The following is a 13,539-nucleotide window of genomic DNA, read 5'->3' on the forward strand; positions in this document are numbered from 1 at the left end:
GAAAGGAGCGGGCATGCCCACTCGCACCGCACGCACCGCCTGGAACGGCGGCCTCGAGGACGGTTCCGGCCAGGTCGAACTCTCGAGCTCGAAGGTCGGCACGTACGACGTCTCGTTCCCGAAGCGCACCGCCGAGGACGCCGGGGGCACCACGAGCCCCGAGGAGCTCATCGCCGCCGCACACTCGGCCTGCTACGCGATGCAGTTCTCGGCGGTCCTCGGCGAGGCCGGCGGCACGGTCGAGGCCCTCGACGTCAAGGCCGACGTCTCGCTCGGCCCGGACCCGGCCGGCGGCTTCCGCCTCACCGGCATCGTCCTGACCGTCAGCGGCGAGGTCTCCGGCATCGACGAGGCGGCCTTCCTCAAGGCCGCCGAGGACGCCAAGGCGACCTGCCCCGTCAGCAAGGCGCTGACCGGCGTCGAGATCACGCTGCACGCGACCTTCGAGCAGTAGGCGCGCGAAGCAGGAACCGTCGCCACGTGACGGACGGGAGGCCCGGTGCCAGCTGGCACCGGGCCTCCCGTCCGCCGTCCACCTACTCTGGGTGCCGTGCCTCGATTCCTCGCCACCCCGACCCTCGTCGCCCTCTGGCTCGGCCTGCTGGCCGTCGTCGTCGGGATCGTGTTCGTGCTGACGGCTCCGACGTTCACGTTCGGCTTCGCCGCCTTCGCGCCGGAGGCCGACTACGCGTTCGTCGCGGGGAGTCGCCCCTGGCAAGTGACGGTCGGACCGGTCCTCGTGCTGGTGGGCGCGGTCGTCGCGGCGTTCGCCCTCGGTCGTCTGAGCACGCGCCGCCGGGGCTGATCCGAAGGCGTCCAGCGGACGTCCGGACTCGGCTGCCGTCGACTGGCACCATGGCGTGATGGCCGAGCAGCACCCCCCGGGCCCGCACAAGCCGGGCCGCCCGCCCCGGCCACGACGCCGCAGTCTCGCGCAGCACGACCTGCGCGACGCACGAGCCCGTCTGCGCGGGACGATCTACGAGCACGTCGAGCCCGACGCCAAGGGGCGCGACCAGTACACGGCGACCCAGATCGTCGACTTCTGCCTCGACCTGGCCGAGGTCATGCTCGCCTCCGGTGCCGACACCCGCAGTGTCGAGACGGCCGTCGTCGCGGTCTCGACGAAGTGGAACCTCGCGCCGCTCGACCTCGACTTCTCCGGCAGCTCGGTGACCATCCAGTACGCCCCGGCCGACGTCCCGCCGCTCGTCAAGGTCCGCACCGTGCGGTCGGACGGCTCCGACCTCGACAAGCTCGCGCGGGCGAACCAGATCGTCGACGATCTGATCCACGATGACCGCGACATGACCTCGGCGGTGAGCGCCCTGGTCGCCGTCCTGCGCCTCCCGCCGCGGTGGCCGATGTGGCTGTCCGACGTCGGCCTGTCGATCCTCGGCATCTCGATCGCCGTGCAGGCCGGAGGCGGGTGGCGGGCCGGACTCGGGGCGTTCGTGCTGATGCTCGGGATCATCGTCTCCGGGCGCTGGCTCACCGACCGGGGGTACCCGCAGTTCTTCGTGTCCGGGGCGCAGGGCGCGGTGGCGTCGGCGATCGGCACGCTGGCCATCTGGGCCGGCGTGCTGAACGCGAACGGTGCGGCGACGATGGTGGCGGCGCTCGTGGTGCTCCTGCTGCCGCACCCGTCCCTGGTGACCTGGGCGCAGGACGCCATCTCCGGGTTCCGGGCGATGGCCGTGGCCCGGGCGTTCTACATCGGGCTGGTCATCGCGGCGATCGTCGTCGGGGTGCCGGCCGGGATCGCGATGACGCACTGGCTGCGGATCGAGGTCGACCCGTCCGGCATCGTGACGCAGACCCTGCCGCTCTGGGCATCGCTGTCACTGACCGTGGTGTCGGCGGGCGCGAACTGCTTCGTGCAGCAGGCGAGCGCCCGCGTGATCCCGGTCGCCGTGGTGTTCTCGGTCGCCGCCGGTGCCGCACTGTGGGCGCTCCGGCAGGCCGGGCTGCCGCTCCTCGGTGCGACGTTCCTGGCGGCGGTGCTGCTCGGGGTGCTCTCGACCTACGCGGCCGTCCGGATGCGCACGGCCGTGGCGGCGATCGCGGTGCCGGCGTTCTGCGGGGCGCTGCTGCCCGGTGTCGCCGTGTCGAACGCCCTGCTGAACTTCATGTCCGGGTCGTCGAGCGCCGCGCTCGACTTCGTGGCGGCGGTGTCCGTGGCACTCGGGATCGGTGCGGGCCTGGTGCTCGGCGGGCTCTTCGCGACGCCCGGTGCCCGTCGAGCGCTCCGCCGGACGCGTCGGGTCGTCGTGCACTCGGTCCACAACGACACCACGGCACTGCGTGTCATCCGTGACACCGGGTACGACCCCGGCGACGGGTCGGTGCCCCGCGGGTCGCGCTCCGGCGGCACTTCGTGAGCTGCGCTTCGTGAGCTGCGCTTCGTGAGCAGAAGCGGTCGGGTGCGACGCACGCACCCGACCGCTTCTGCTCACCGAGTGGGCGTGCCGCGCTCAGCCGGCGTCGGAGACCGCGCTCGACACCGCGGTCGGGGCGTCGTACTCGCCGTCCGGGATCGCGCGGAGCGCCTCGAGGACGTCGTCCGGGGCGCCCTCCTGCTCGGCCGTCGAGACCACGTCGTCCTTGGACGCCGGGTAGTCGATGCCGCTCAGGTACTTCTGGACCTGGATGGGGTTCGGTGCTGCCATGTCGGTTCCTTCCGTCAGGTTGCGCCTCCCGGAGTACCCGCGGGGCGCTGCACGACGGCGCGGAGAACGCGCTCCGCGGATGAACCGCCGGTCAGATCTCCCAGCTGCCCGAGTCGTCGTCGTCCCACATCGCCAGACGGCGGGCGGCCTGCGGCTCGTACCGCTCCATCCAGCCACGCTCGAGCCGGGCGACCGCGCGGTCGAACGCAGCCACCAGGTCGAGCTCGGCGCGCAGCAGGGCCTGCAGCTGCAGCCCCTCGTACAGGGCGATGAGCTGCTCGGCGCCGCGGCGGGGGTCCATCGTGTGCGGGGCACGGCCGATCGCGACGTCGTGCTCCAGGCCGCGCTTGATCTGCGCGAAGAAGAGCTGGTACCGCGACCGCAGGTAGGTCGCCATCGGGTGCGCCGGGTTGCCCGCGACGGACAGCAGGGCGACGAGCAGGCGCATCAGGGCCGGGTCCTCGGCGTTCGAGGCGACGATCGCGCGGAGCAGGTCCACGGTCGAGCCATCACCGACCTCGTGCGTGACCTCGTCCATCCGGGCGCCGTTCCAGCGGTCGAGCGCGGCGAGGACCAGGCCGTCCCACGACGGGAAGTGCTGCTCCAGCTCGGCGACGCTGATGCCCATCCGCTCGGCGACCTGCACCGGCCGGGCTTCGTGGAAGGGGACGTCCCGGAGCAGGTCGACGGTGGCACCCACGATCGTGATCCGCAGGTGCAGCGTGGCCGCCGCGGCCGCCGCGGCCTGCGTGTCGGCGCTGGTGTGTTCGAGCATCGTGCCCTCCGTCGTCCCCGGACGTCCTGTCCGTGTCACCCCGGGTCCGGGGCACCTCCATCCAAACGCAGAACGGGGGACACCAGAATCCCCGGTACGGGTGTCGGCACAAGGGGGGACAGACCACGACGTCGAGCCGGTTCGCGGCCGTCCGTGCGACCATGCCGGCATGACCCCGAACGACCCCACTGCCCAGGGACTCGCGACCATGGCCTCGACCGGCTTCGAGTTCGGCGGCGACCCCGATCAGGTGGCGCACGACGTCCGGGCCATGTGGGAACAGCTCGGCCGTCCCGCCGGTGCGTTCGAGGCGGCGGCGCGAGCCATCGCCGTGCTGCCCCAGCGCCCCGAGGTGCCGATCGCCGACCAGGCCCGCCGTCGCGCCTTCGAGCAGGCCATCGGCATCAACCCCGTCGAGGTCGAGCTGGCCGCCGCGATGTCGGCACGCGAGCTCCTCGAGCGGATGGCTCGCTCCGTCAGCTGCTGACGCCACGGGCCGGATCCGGAGCGGACCCGGCGACGTGACCAGGAGCAGTCGACGCGACCAGGAGCCGTCGACCCGACCACACGGACGACGGGAGGCGCGGTGCCCGCCGGCGCCGCGCCTCCCGTCAGGTCCCCGTCAGGGGCAGGAGCCCTACGGCGTCGGCATCCCGCCGTCGACGTGCAGCGTCTCGCCCACGACGTACGACGACTCCCCGCTCGCCAGGAACACGTAGGCCGGCGCGAGCTCGGCGGGCTGCCCCCAGCGACCCAGGTAGGTCTGCTCGCCCGCGCTCGGCAGCGCCTCCGGCGGCTGGCCGCCGGCCGGCTGCAGCGGCGTCCAGATCGGGCCGGGGGCGACCGCGTTGACGCGGATCCCCTTCGGCGCCAGCTGCGCCGCCAGGCCCTTCGCCAGGTTGTTCACGGTCGCCTTCGTGGCCGCGTAGTGCACCAGGTGCGGCGACGGGGCGTACGCCTGGATCGACGTCGTGTTGATGATCGTGGAGCCGGGCTGCAGGTGCGGCACGGCGGCCTTCGTGATGCGGAACGTCGCGTAGGCGTTCGTCTTGAAGGTCTCGTCGAACTCCTCGTCGGAGATCTTGGTGATGTCGTCGACGTTCTGCTGCTTGCCGGCGTTGTTCACCAGGATGTCGAGGCCACCGAGCTGCTCGACCGCGTCGGCCACGAGCTGCTCGCAGACCTCGAGCGAGGTGATGTCACCCGGCAGCGCCACGGCCTTGCGACCGGCGGCCTCGATGAGCCCGACGATGCGGTCGGCGTCCTCCTGCTCCTCGGGCAGGTACGAGATCGCGACGTCCGCACCCTCGCGGGCGTAGGCGATGGCGACGGCGGCACCGATGCCGGAGTCGCCACCGGTGACGAGCGCCTTGCGGCCGGTCAGACGACCCGAGCCGCGGTAGGTGTCCTCACCGTGGTCGGCGGGGACGTTCTGCGCCATCTCCGCGTCGGTGCCGGCACCCTCGAGGTACTGCTCGTCGGGCTTCTTGTCGGCGTACATCTTCGTGGGGTCCTGCATCACGTACTGGTCAGGCCCGGTCTGGTCGTTCTGCTGGTCCGTCATGTCGCCGACGGTACGCAGGGGGTCGCTGCGGGCCGTCCAGGAGGCTGTCCCCCGTTGCGCGGAGCGGCCTGCGCCCGCCGGCCGCCCCGTTCCAGGGCCGCAGGTGCGTGATCCTCGTTTGTCACGGTCCGGTGACGGGCAGGCTCCGATTCGGTAACACCTGTCGTTCTGTCCCGGTCGAGGCCCTACCGTCGAACGGTGACTCCTCGGACCCTGCTGGCGCTCGGCGCCGCCGTGCTGGCCTTCTCGGCCGGTGCGCTCGCGTTCGACGGCACCACCGGGCTCGGGGCGGACGTCGCCGTGGCCGCCGAGACCTCGCACGACGCCGCTCCGGTGCACGTGACGAAGGCGGAACTCCGCCGGGTGGACTCGATCGAGCTCGACGCCGAAGCCCTGGTGCTCCGGAACGGCGACGACACCGTGGTGAAGTCCTCGATGCGCGACTCCGGACTCACCGTGAGCGTGCTGAACCGCCTGCTCGGCACCCCCTCGCGCACACAGACTGCCGAGGGCGACGGCGGGGCGTGCTTCCCCGCCAGCACCACGTACACCTGGGGCGGCGCCCTCCGCGTGGCCGCCCTGCGCTCCGACGCCCGAGCGGGCAACGCCGTCGAGGTCCGGATCCTGCGTGACTCGGTGCGCAGCCGCTCGGGTGCCCGGATCGAGTTGACCGGCCCCGACGGCGTCCAGGTGGGCGACGACCTGGACGAGCAGATCGCCGACGCACCCCGGTCGCACCGGGTGTCCTACGGCTCCGACGACTCCCGCGCCTGGCAGCTCCTGCTGCGGCAGGGCTGGGATGCGGCGCCCGCGACGGACGACGACGCCCAGGACGCCACGGACGCCGGCACGAACGGGGTGTCCGCACTGACGAACGACACGACGGTCACGGTGATCGGGTCCCCGATGCCCGTCCACGCACGCCGGAGCTGCTGACGCGGGTCAGACGCGCAGGGTCGCCACCACCGGGAAGTGGTCGCTGGCGAACCAGGTCTCCGGGCCGTCGTGGTCGATCACGACGCGGTCCACGCCGCTGACGCCGCGGGTGAGCACCCAGTCGATCCGTTCCCCGGAGTCGACCGGCGGCTGCCAGTCGTTGAACGTCGCGGTCCGGTCGGACGGATCCCCCGCGGTCAGCCAGGCATCGGCGAACCCGGCCTCCGAGAACACCCTCGACGCGGTGCCGCTCCCCGCGGGCTCGTTGCAGTCGCCCGCGAAGACGACCGGACCGGTGTCCCCGGCGAGCCGTTCCACGATCAGGGCGGCGCTCCGGCCCCGGACCTCGTCACCGTGGGGTCCGGGCTCGTGGTCGAGGTGGGTGGTGAGCAGGGTGAACGCGGGCCCCTCGGCGTCGAGGAACCGGGCGTGGTTCGCGATCCGCGGGTACAGGCTGCCCCAGGTGTTCGAGACCGGCTCGTCCGGGGTGTCCGACAGCCAGAACGATCCCTCGTCCGACGGGCGGAACCGGTCGCGGCGGTAGAAGACGGCGGCGTGCTCCCCGGCATCGCCGCCCTCGCGCCCCTGCCCGACGTCGGCGTGGTCGGGCAGCCCGGCGCGCAGGTCGTCCATCTGGTGCCCGAACGCCTCCTGCACGCAGAGCAGGTCGGGGTCGTGCCGGCGGATCACGTCGAGCACGACCGGCAGGCGGGCCGGCCAGTCGTGCGCGGGGTCCGGGTTCTTGATGTTGTAGGTCATCAGGACGATCGGGCGTGCGGCGCTGGTCACTCCACGAACCTACCGACGCCCCGCCTGGCCGGTTCCCATCAGTTGATGCAGGTGCCCTCGGTGCCGTAGTTGTGCACGTCGGTCGACTTCGGCGACGGTTCCTTCGCGGGCTGCTCCGCCGGCTTCGAGCCCGAGCCGGTGTCCGCCGGCGTCGAGGGGGCCGCGCTCGGCTCGGTCGCGACCGGCTTCGCGGTCTTGCCGTCGGTGCCGAGCACCAGTGTGACGCCGGTGACCGTGTTGGTCCGGACGGCGACGGCACCCGGCACGACGGCCGCGACGGCCTTCGCCTGCGACTCCTGGCCGGCCGGGTACTGCACCTGCGTGACCTTCGTGGTGGGCGAGGACCCGGCCGGTGCGACCTGGAAGCCGCGAGCCGTCAGGACCTGACCGGCGGCGGTGGCCGCTCCCTGCACGCCGCTGCCGTTCAGCACGGTGACCGACGTGTTCGCCGGTTGCGCCGGACCGGCAGCGGTGTAGGCCTCGGGCTCACCGACCAGACCCTGCACGAAGGCCGGCAGACCGACGGTGTCCACCTCGACGATGGAGAGCGGCGATCCGTTGACGGAGATCGTCGGGGTCCCGAGGGTCGGGATCGTGGCCGACTGGATGTTCGCGGGCCGGAGGTTCGCCATCTGCGACGCGAGGTCGATCAGGTTGGTGTCGGTCTGGATCGATCCCCCGACGGCCTGCAGGATGTTGCCCATCTTCACCGGGTTGAGCAGCGTGCCCGCCGACGTGACCTTCCGGGCCTCCTGGGACAGGAAGTACTGCTGCCGGATGTTGCGGTCCAGGTCACCGTTCGGCAGCCCGTGGCGCTGTCGCACGAAGGACAACGCCTCCTTCGCGTCCAGCGAGGACTTGCCCGCCGGCAGGTTCACCCCGGAGAACGGATCGTTCGCGGCTTGGTTGAGGCACACCTCCACCGGCCCGAGTTCCTTCACGACCTGGTAGAAACCGAGCAGCGAGACCCGGACGTAGTGGTCGATCTGCAGCCCGCTCAGGTTCTCGATGGTCTTGATGAGCATCTTCGCACCGCCGGTGTCCCCACCGCCGTTGAGCGTGCCGTAGTAGAACGCGCTGTTGAGCTTGCCCTTGCCGACGTCGGGGATGTCCACGTACGAGTCGCGGGGGAACGAGATCATCGTCGCCTGGCTGCCGTCGGCGTTGATGTGCAGCACGATCATCGTGTCGGTGTTCGTCGCGCCACCGTCCTCCTCGGTGCTGAGCTCGGCGAGCTGCTCCGGGGTGGCGTTGTCCGGTCGGTGGTCGTCGCCGACGAGCAGGATGTTCTGCGCCGTGCCGTCGACGTCGTCCTTCTTGTCCTTGCCGCCGGTGATCGCGTTGACGATCGTGACGCCGTCGGACAGCTGGTGGTACGCGTACGCCGCGTACCCGCCGCACAGCAGGAGGGCCATGGTGAGCACGCCCGCCACCGCGGGGAACACGACGCCGGCCCGTCGCTTCTGGCGCCCGTGGCGCGGCGTCGCGGCACCGCGGTGTGCGGGCTCGGTCGTCTGCTCGGGTTCGTTGCTCACCGGGAAACCATAACCGGCGCGCGCACGACGGACATGGGATGCGCCTGGCAGGTCACCCCATGCCCGCTGTCGTGTTCCTCACCGGGCGACGAGGCCCTGCTTGTTCGTCTCACGGGCACGCAGCACGGTGATCCCCGTGATCGCCGCAGCCGCCATGACGTAGAAGGCGGGCGCGAACGTGTTGCCCGTGGCACTGATGAGCCACGTGGCGAAGTACGGCGTGATGCCACCGAAGAGCGCGACGCTGATGTTGTAGGCGATGCCCATCGACCCGTAGCGGATCGCGGTCGGGAACAGTTCGGCCATCGCCGCGCTGACGGCACCGTCGAACGCCGCCATGAACAGGCCGAGCAGCACCATAGCGGCCGCGGCCGCCCAGAAGTTGCCGGCGTCCATGAGCATCAGCGTCGGGTAGGTCAGCACCAGGAAGCCGGTGCAGCCGGCGAGCATGACCGGCTTCCGGCCGATCCGGTCCGACAGCAGGCCGAAGAACGGCACGAGTCCCGCGATCACGAGGAAGCCGATCACGACGACCCCGTACGACACCAGCGGCGAGTACCCGAGGTCGGCCTGCAGGTACGACGGCATGAAGGTCTGCAGGATCCAGTGGCCGACCGCCTTGAGGACGACGAAGCCGATGCAGAACAGCAGAGCCTTCCAGCCGGTGCGGAGCGAGCGACGCAACGGGTTCGCCGCGACCTCACCCTTCGCCTTGAGTGCGCGGAACTCGGGGGTGTCCTCGAGCCGGTTGCGGAGGTACAGGCCGACCAGTCCGAGCGGGACCGCGATGAGGAACAGGACGCGCCACCCCCACGTCTCGAGCGCGTCGTCGCCCGCGAGCGCGGTGAACAGGAACACCAGCCCGCCACCGACGATGAAGGCCGCGAACCCGAAGACGTCGATGAAGCTCGTCACGAAGCCCCGTCGGTTCGAGGGCGCGAACTCGGCCAGGAGCGTCGTCGCGCCGGCACCTTCACCACCGGCGGCGAAGCCCTGCACGAGCCGGACCAGCACGAGCAGGATCGGTGCGAGCAGCCCGACGCTCTGGTAGGTCGGCAGGATACCCATCACGGCCGTCGCTCCGCTCGTGATGAGGATGACCGTCGCGAGCGTGGTCTTCCGGCCGACCCGGTCCCCGAGCGAGCCCCAGAACAGCCCGCCGAGCGGGCGCATCACGAAGCCGGCACCGAACACGGCGAACGCGGAGAGCAACGCCACCTGGGGGTCGCCCTGCTTGAAGAAGTACAGCGAGATGACCGTGGCCAGGGTGCCGTAGAGGCCGAAGTCGAACCACTCGACGAAGTGGCCGACGCCCGCGGCGACGATCACCTTCCGCATGCCCTGTCGGCGCGCGTCGTCGCCCAGTGCTGCCTGGACGTCCGGGGGGCCGGCGGCGTCCGCGCTCGTGCGCGTTCGGGTTCCGTCGCTCATGGGGTGACCTCACACTTCGTTGTCGAGAGTTCGTTGACGATAGCACTTGCCGGGCACACTTTGCCACACAGTGGGAAGGATGCGCCAGAGAGTGATACCGTCACCGCCATGCAGTCCCGTGAACAGCACCACGACGTCGTGGTCGTCGGAGGCGGTCTCGCCGGCGTGTGCGCCGCGGTCGCCGCCGCACGCCTCGGCTCCAGCGTCGCCCTCGTCACCAACCGTCCCGTCCTCGGCGGGAACTCCTCGAGCGAGATCCGGGTGTGGGTGGTCGGGGCGACCGCGCACGGAACCCATCGGTTCGCCCGCGAGACCGGGATCATGGGGGAGCTCTTCCTCGAGAACCAGTACCGGAACCCGCAGGGCAACGCGGTCTACTGGGACCAGGTCGTGCTCGACCTCGTGCGCGCCGAACCGAACGTGCACCTGCACCTCAACACCGACGTGCGCACCGTCACGACCGCCGACGACGACGGCGCCACCCGGATCACCTCCGTCACGGGGTGGACGATGGGGTCCGAGATCGAGACGACCTTCACCGCACCGGTGTTCCTCGACTGCACGGGCGACGGCCTCGTCGGCGCACTCGCCGGGGCGTCGTTCCGGATCGGCCGCGAGGGACGCGCCGAACACGGGGAGGCGTGGGCGCCGGAACAGCCCGACGACGAACTGCTCGGGAGCTCGATCTTCTTCTCGACGCACGACACCGGCCGGCCCGAGAAGTTCGTGCCACCGTCGATCGCCGTCGACCTGAGGACGACACCGATCCTGGCCAACCGGGCCATCAAGACCGGGGACAACGGCTGCAACTACTGGTGGATCGAGTGGGGCGGTGCGCTCGACACCGTCACCGAGAACGAGCGGATCCGCGACGAGCTGTGGGGCGTCGTCTACGGGATCTGGGACCACATCAAGAACTCCGGCGCCTTCGACGCCGAGACCCTCACGCTCGACTGGGTGGGTGCGATCCCCGGCAAACGGGAGTACCGCCGGTTCATCGGCGACCACACGCTCACCCAGCAGGACCTGCTGTCGCAGCGGACCTTCCCCGACGCGGTGGCGTTCGGCGGCTGGTCGATCGACCTGCACCCCGTCGAGGGCGTGTACGCCGAGACCGCCGGCGCGCAGCAGCGGTACACGGACGGCACCTACGACATCCCGTTCCGTTCCCTCTACTCCGCGGACGTCGCGAACCTGCTCTTCGCCGGCCGGAACATCTCCGCGTCGCACGTGGCGTTCGGCTCCACGCGGGTGATGGCCACGTGCGCCACCCAGGGCCAGGCCGCCGGCACCGCCGCGCACCTCGTCGCCCGGCACGGCACGACGCCCCGCACGCTCGGCAACGACCACGTCGACATGCTCCAGCAGACGCTGCTCCGCGAGGACGCCCCGCTCATCGGGGTCTGGGCCGCCGACGGTGCCGACCTGGCCTGCCTGGCGACGATCACCGCGAGCAGTGAACTCACCTCGATCGACACCACCCCGTGGGCGACCGCCGACACCTTCGCACTCGATCGCGACGTCGCGATCGTCCTGCCGGCCGACCCGGCGCTCGGCTCCTTCGCGCTCCGGACCGTCGTCGACGACGGCACCGCGGCCGAGCTCACGATCGAGCTCTGGACGACCGGCAAGCCGCAGAACTACGCCCCGATCGAGCACGTCGCCACCCACACCGCTGCGGTGACTGCCGGATCCGGGGAAGCGGTGGTGGACCTCGCGTTCCGTCCCGAGGAGCCGTGCAACGCGGTCGTCGTCGTCCGTCGTGCCCCGGGCGTCCGCCTGGTCCTGACCGACGGGCACCCGTACGGGGTGCTGGCCCTCCGTGCCCGCACGGCCGACGACGAGCAGTTCGACGACCACATCCCCGAGGAGTCCGACCAGCCGGTGACCGACTGGGAAGCGCGCGCCCTGCGCGGACGGTCCTTCGCGTTCACCGCAGCCGGCGCTTCGGACGCGTGGCGGGCCTCCAGGGTGGCCGACGGGTACCAGCGTCCCTTCGGCGGCCCGCACCTGTGGTCGTCCGAGGCCGGCGACGGCCGAGCCGCCCTGACACTCGACTGGACGGAGCCGGTCGACGTGCGCCAGGTGCGGATCGTGTGGAACGACGACGTCGACGCCGACCTCATCAACCTGCACCACCACCGCACCCACTGGGACGCCGTCCCGACGCTCGCCCGTGACTACCGCATCGAGGTGTCCGTCGACGGCTCGTGGCGGCAGCTCGAGACCGTCACGGACAACCGGCACCGGCATCGCGTCCACGACCTCGCCCCGGTGCGGACCGACTCGCTCCGCATCGTCGTGACCGCCACGAACGGGTCGCCGTTCGTCACGGCGAGCGCCGTGAAGGTCTACTGACCCACCTGCAACACCGACAACGATCAAGGGAGATCGCCATGCGCCTGCGCGCACACACCATCGCGACGGTCATCGCGCTGTCACTCGCCGCCGTCGGCACGTCCGGGCCGCACGGCGCGGCTGCGGTCGCGGACACCGCCGCCACCCCGTCAGCGGTCACCGCCGGCACCGCCACGATCCAGCCCAACCCGGGGAACCCCACCTCGCCCGCCGCGACCGCGCACTCCGTCTCGGCGAACGGGACGGCCGTGCCGGTCAGGGCCGAGTCGGTCAGCGGCACCTCGCACGACGTCGCGATGTTCGCCAAGGGGACCGGCACGGCGACCGTCAGCGTCACCATGCCCGGCCTCGCCGCGTCGGCCACACCCGTCGTGACACCACGGACGCTGTCGATCGCGACGACCCGCTCCGGTTCCACCATCACGTTCACGATCCGCGACGCACACCCGCTCGTGATCGAGACGCCCGGCGTTCGCGCGCTGTTCCTCTTCGTCACACCGGCCGAGACGACCGTGCCGTCCGCCGCCGACCCCTCGGTCCGGTACTTCGGCCCGGGCGAGCACGACGCCGGAGTCATCCGCCCGGCGTCCGGGCAGACGATCTACCTGGCTCCCGGCGCCCTGGTGCACGGTCGCATCGACGGTGACGGTGTCACCGGCGTGCGGGTGCTCGGCCGTGGGATCCTCGACGCCGGCGACGACACCTCGCGCACCGCGAAGACGATGGCGATCCGGTTCCGCGACAGCTCCGACGTCACGGTCTCCGGCATCGGCGTCCGGAACGCACAGTGGTGGCAGACGCTGTACATCCGGTCGTCGGGCATCCACGTGTCGTGGACGAACCTGATGGGCACGCTCATCAACAACGACGGCATCGACACCGACGGCGTGCAGGACATGGCGGTCGAGCACAACTTCGTGATGAGCGGCGACGACGGCTTCGGCTGGCACGCCCTCGACGCCGCCACGAACGGCGAAGCCGAGACCCGCGGGCTGCACGCACTCGACACCACCTTCTGGAACGTCACCGGCGGCAACCCCGTCCGGTTCGGCTCCTCGATGGAGACGTCGCTGTTCACCGACATCTCGATCACGCAGTCGTACGTGCTCCGCGCCAAGGAGGTCGCCCTGAAGTTCGACGTGCAGGACTGGGCGACGGTCTCCGACGTCACGGTCGACGGTTTCCACGTGGAGTCGCAGCCGGTCGGGAAGCGAGCGATCGTGCTGCAGGTCCTCAAGGGGCAGTACTCGAACGACACCGGCTACCGCGACGAACGCGGTCGGATCACGGGCATCACGATCCGCGACTTCACCGACGTCACGGCGGACTCGGTGACGCTGTCCGGCTGGGACGCCGCCCACGGGATCTCGGGCGTCGCGTTCCGGGACGTCGTGCTCGGCGGGGTACCGCTGACAGCGGCGCAGGTGCGCTCGAACGCGTTCGTCAGCGGCGTCACGGTGTCCTGATCGCCGTCGCAGACCA

At 71.2% G+C, this 13,539-nt stretch carries 13 protein-coding genes; 7 read left to right on the forward strand and 6 right to left on the reverse strand.

Translation table 11 applies throughout. From position 1 onward, the window contains the following. The first annotated feature begins 13 nt into the window (after positions 1-13). From HQQ79_RS02040 to HQQ79_RS02050, 3 genes are all read left to right on the forward strand, one after another. The gene (locus HQQ79_RS02040; protein ID WP_027467170.1) at positions 14-454 is read left to right on the forward strand and encodes an OsmC family peroxiredoxin; all 441 of its coding nucleotides are present in this window, start codon (positions 14-16) and stop codon (positions 452-454) included. Between the two features lie 96 nt (positions 455-550). After that, positions 551-805 carry a hypothetical protein gene (locus HQQ79_RS02045; protein ID WP_173032329.1) on the forward strand — a complete coding sequence of 85 codons (255 nt, stop codon included), beginning with the start codon at positions 551-553 and terminating at the stop codon, positions 803-805. Between the two features lie 58 nt (positions 806-863). Continuing rightward, on the forward strand, positions 864-2,381 hold the full coding sequence (locus HQQ79_RS02050; RefSeq protein ID WP_110865539.1) for a threonine/serine exporter ThrE family protein: 1,518 nt from the start codon (positions 864-866) through the stop codon (positions 2,379-2,381). A 93-nt stretch (positions 2,382-2,474) separates the two neighbouring features. Here HQQ79_RS02050 and HQQ79_RS02055 read toward each other — a convergent pair whose 3' ends face one another. After that, positions 2,475-2,669 (reverse strand): DUF2795 domain-containing protein, encoded by a 195-nt coding sequence (locus HQQ79_RS02055; protein WP_027467172.1) that lies wholly within the window; start codon positions 2,667-2,669, stop codon positions 2,475-2,477. Between the two features lie 91 nt (positions 2,670-2,760). Beyond that, entirely contained in the window at positions 2,761-3,444 is a 684-nt protein-coding gene (locus tag HQQ79_RS02060; protein WP_027467173.1) for a TetR/AcrR family transcriptional regulator, read from the reverse strand. A gap of 169 nt (positions 3,445-3,613) precedes the next feature. Here HQQ79_RS02060 and HQQ79_RS02065 point away from each other — a divergent pair, with 169 nt between their 5' ends. Then, complete coding sequence (locus HQQ79_RS02065; RefSeq protein ID WP_027467174.1) at positions 3,614-3,931, forward strand: hypothetical protein; 318 nt, start codon at positions 3,614-3,616, stop codon at positions 3,929-3,931. A gap of 150 nt (positions 3,932-4,081) precedes the next feature. Here the strand turns inward: HQQ79_RS02065 and HQQ79_RS02070 are convergent, their stop codons facing one another. Further along, positions 4,082-5,008 (reverse strand): SDR family oxidoreductase, encoded by a 927-nt coding sequence (locus tag HQQ79_RS02070; protein ID WP_027467175.1) that lies wholly within the window; start codon positions 5,006-5,008, stop codon positions 4,082-4,084. A gap of 198 nt (positions 5,009-5,206) precedes the next feature. Here HQQ79_RS02070 and HQQ79_RS02075 point away from each other — a divergent pair, with 198 nt between their 5' ends. Continuing rightward, positions 5,207-5,944: a hypothetical protein gene (locus HQQ79_RS02075; protein WP_071245844.1), complete on the forward strand. Its 738-nt coding sequence runs from the start codon at positions 5,207-5,209 to the stop codon at positions 5,942-5,944. Positions 5,945-5,950: 6 nt separating this feature from the next. Here the strand turns inward: HQQ79_RS02075 and HQQ79_RS02080 are convergent, their stop codons facing one another. The 3 genes from HQQ79_RS02080 to HQQ79_RS02090 all read right to left on the reverse strand — a co-directional run bounded on the left by HQQ79_RS02080 (position 5,951) and on the right by HQQ79_RS02090 (position 9,699). Then, positions 5,951-6,733, reverse strand: coding sequence for an endonuclease/exonuclease/phosphatase family protein (locus HQQ79_RS02080; RefSeq protein WP_173032330.1), 783 nt, complete (start codon positions 6,731-6,733; stop codon positions 5,951-5,953). A gap of 38 nt (positions 6,734-6,771) precedes the next feature. Further along, positions 6,772-8,268, reverse strand: coding sequence for an LCP family protein (locus HQQ79_RS02085; RefSeq protein WP_071245841.1), 1,497 nt, complete (start codon positions 8,266-8,268; stop codon positions 6,772-6,774). Positions 8,269-8,346: 78 nt separating this feature from the next. After that, the gene (locus HQQ79_RS02090; RefSeq protein WP_027467178.1) at positions 8,347-9,699 is read right to left on the reverse strand and encodes an MFS transporter; all 1,353 of its coding nucleotides are present in this window, start codon (positions 9,697-9,699) and stop codon (positions 8,347-8,349) included. A gap of 108 nt (positions 9,700-9,807) precedes the next feature. On the opposite strand from HQQ79_RS02090, the gene HQQ79_RS02095 reads away from it, so the two are divergent. Beyond that, on the forward strand, positions 9,808-12,057 hold the full coding sequence (locus HQQ79_RS02095; RefSeq protein ID WP_173032331.1) for an FAD-dependent oxidoreductase: 2,250 nt from the start codon (positions 9,808-9,810) through the stop codon (positions 12,055-12,057). Between the two features lie 38 nt (positions 12,058-12,095). Beyond that, positions 12,096-13,523 carry a hypothetical protein gene (locus tag HQQ79_RS02100; RefSeq protein ID WP_173032332.1) on the forward strand — a complete coding sequence of 476 codons (1,428 nt, stop codon included), beginning with the start codon at positions 12,096-12,098 and terminating at the stop codon, positions 13,521-13,523. Positions 13,524-13,539: the final 16 nt, after the last annotated feature.

The organism is Curtobacterium sp. VKM Ac-2852 (genome assembly GCF_013205045.1).
Classification (GTDB): Bacteria; Actinomycetota; Actinomycetes; order Actinomycetales; family Microbacteriaceae; genus Curtobacterium; species Curtobacterium flaccumfaciens.

Excerpts from the sequence above, each read along its gene's own strand:
- HQQ79_RS02040 (WP_027467170.1), top strand. The coding sequence starts at position 14 with ATGCCCACTCGCACCGCACGCACCGCCTGGAACGGCGGCCTCGAGGAC.
- HQQ79_RS02050 (WP_110865539.1), top strand. The coding sequence starts at position 864 with ATGGCCGAGCAGCACCCCCCGGGCCCGCACAAGCCGGGCCGCCCGCCC.
- HQQ79_RS02055 (WP_027467172.1), bottom strand. The coding sequence starts at position 2,669 with ATGGCAGCACCGAACCCCATCCAGGTCCAGAAGTACCTGAGCGGCATC.
- HQQ79_RS02060 (WP_027467173.1), bottom strand. The coding sequence starts at position 3,444 with ATGCTCGAACACACCAGCGCCGACACGCAGGCCGCGGCGGCCGCGGCG.
- HQQ79_RS02065 (WP_027467174.1), top strand. The coding sequence starts at position 3,614 with ATGACCCCGAACGACCCCACTGCCCAGGGACTCGCGACCATGGCCTCG.
- HQQ79_RS02070 (WP_027467175.1), bottom strand. The coding sequence starts at position 5,008 with ATGACGGACCAGCAGAACGACCAGACCGGGCCTGACCAGTACGTGATG.
- HQQ79_RS02090 (WP_027467178.1), bottom strand. The coding sequence starts at position 9,699 with ATGAGCGACGGAACCCGAACGCGCACGAGCGCGGACGCCGCCGGCCCC.
- HQQ79_RS02095 (WP_173032331.1), top strand. The coding sequence starts at position 9,808 with ATGCAGTCCCGTGAACAGCACCACGACGTCGTGGTCGTCGGAGGCGGT.
- HQQ79_RS02100 (WP_173032332.1), top strand. The coding sequence starts at position 12,096 with ATGCGCCTGCGCGCACACACCATCGCGACGGTCATCGCGCTGTCACTC.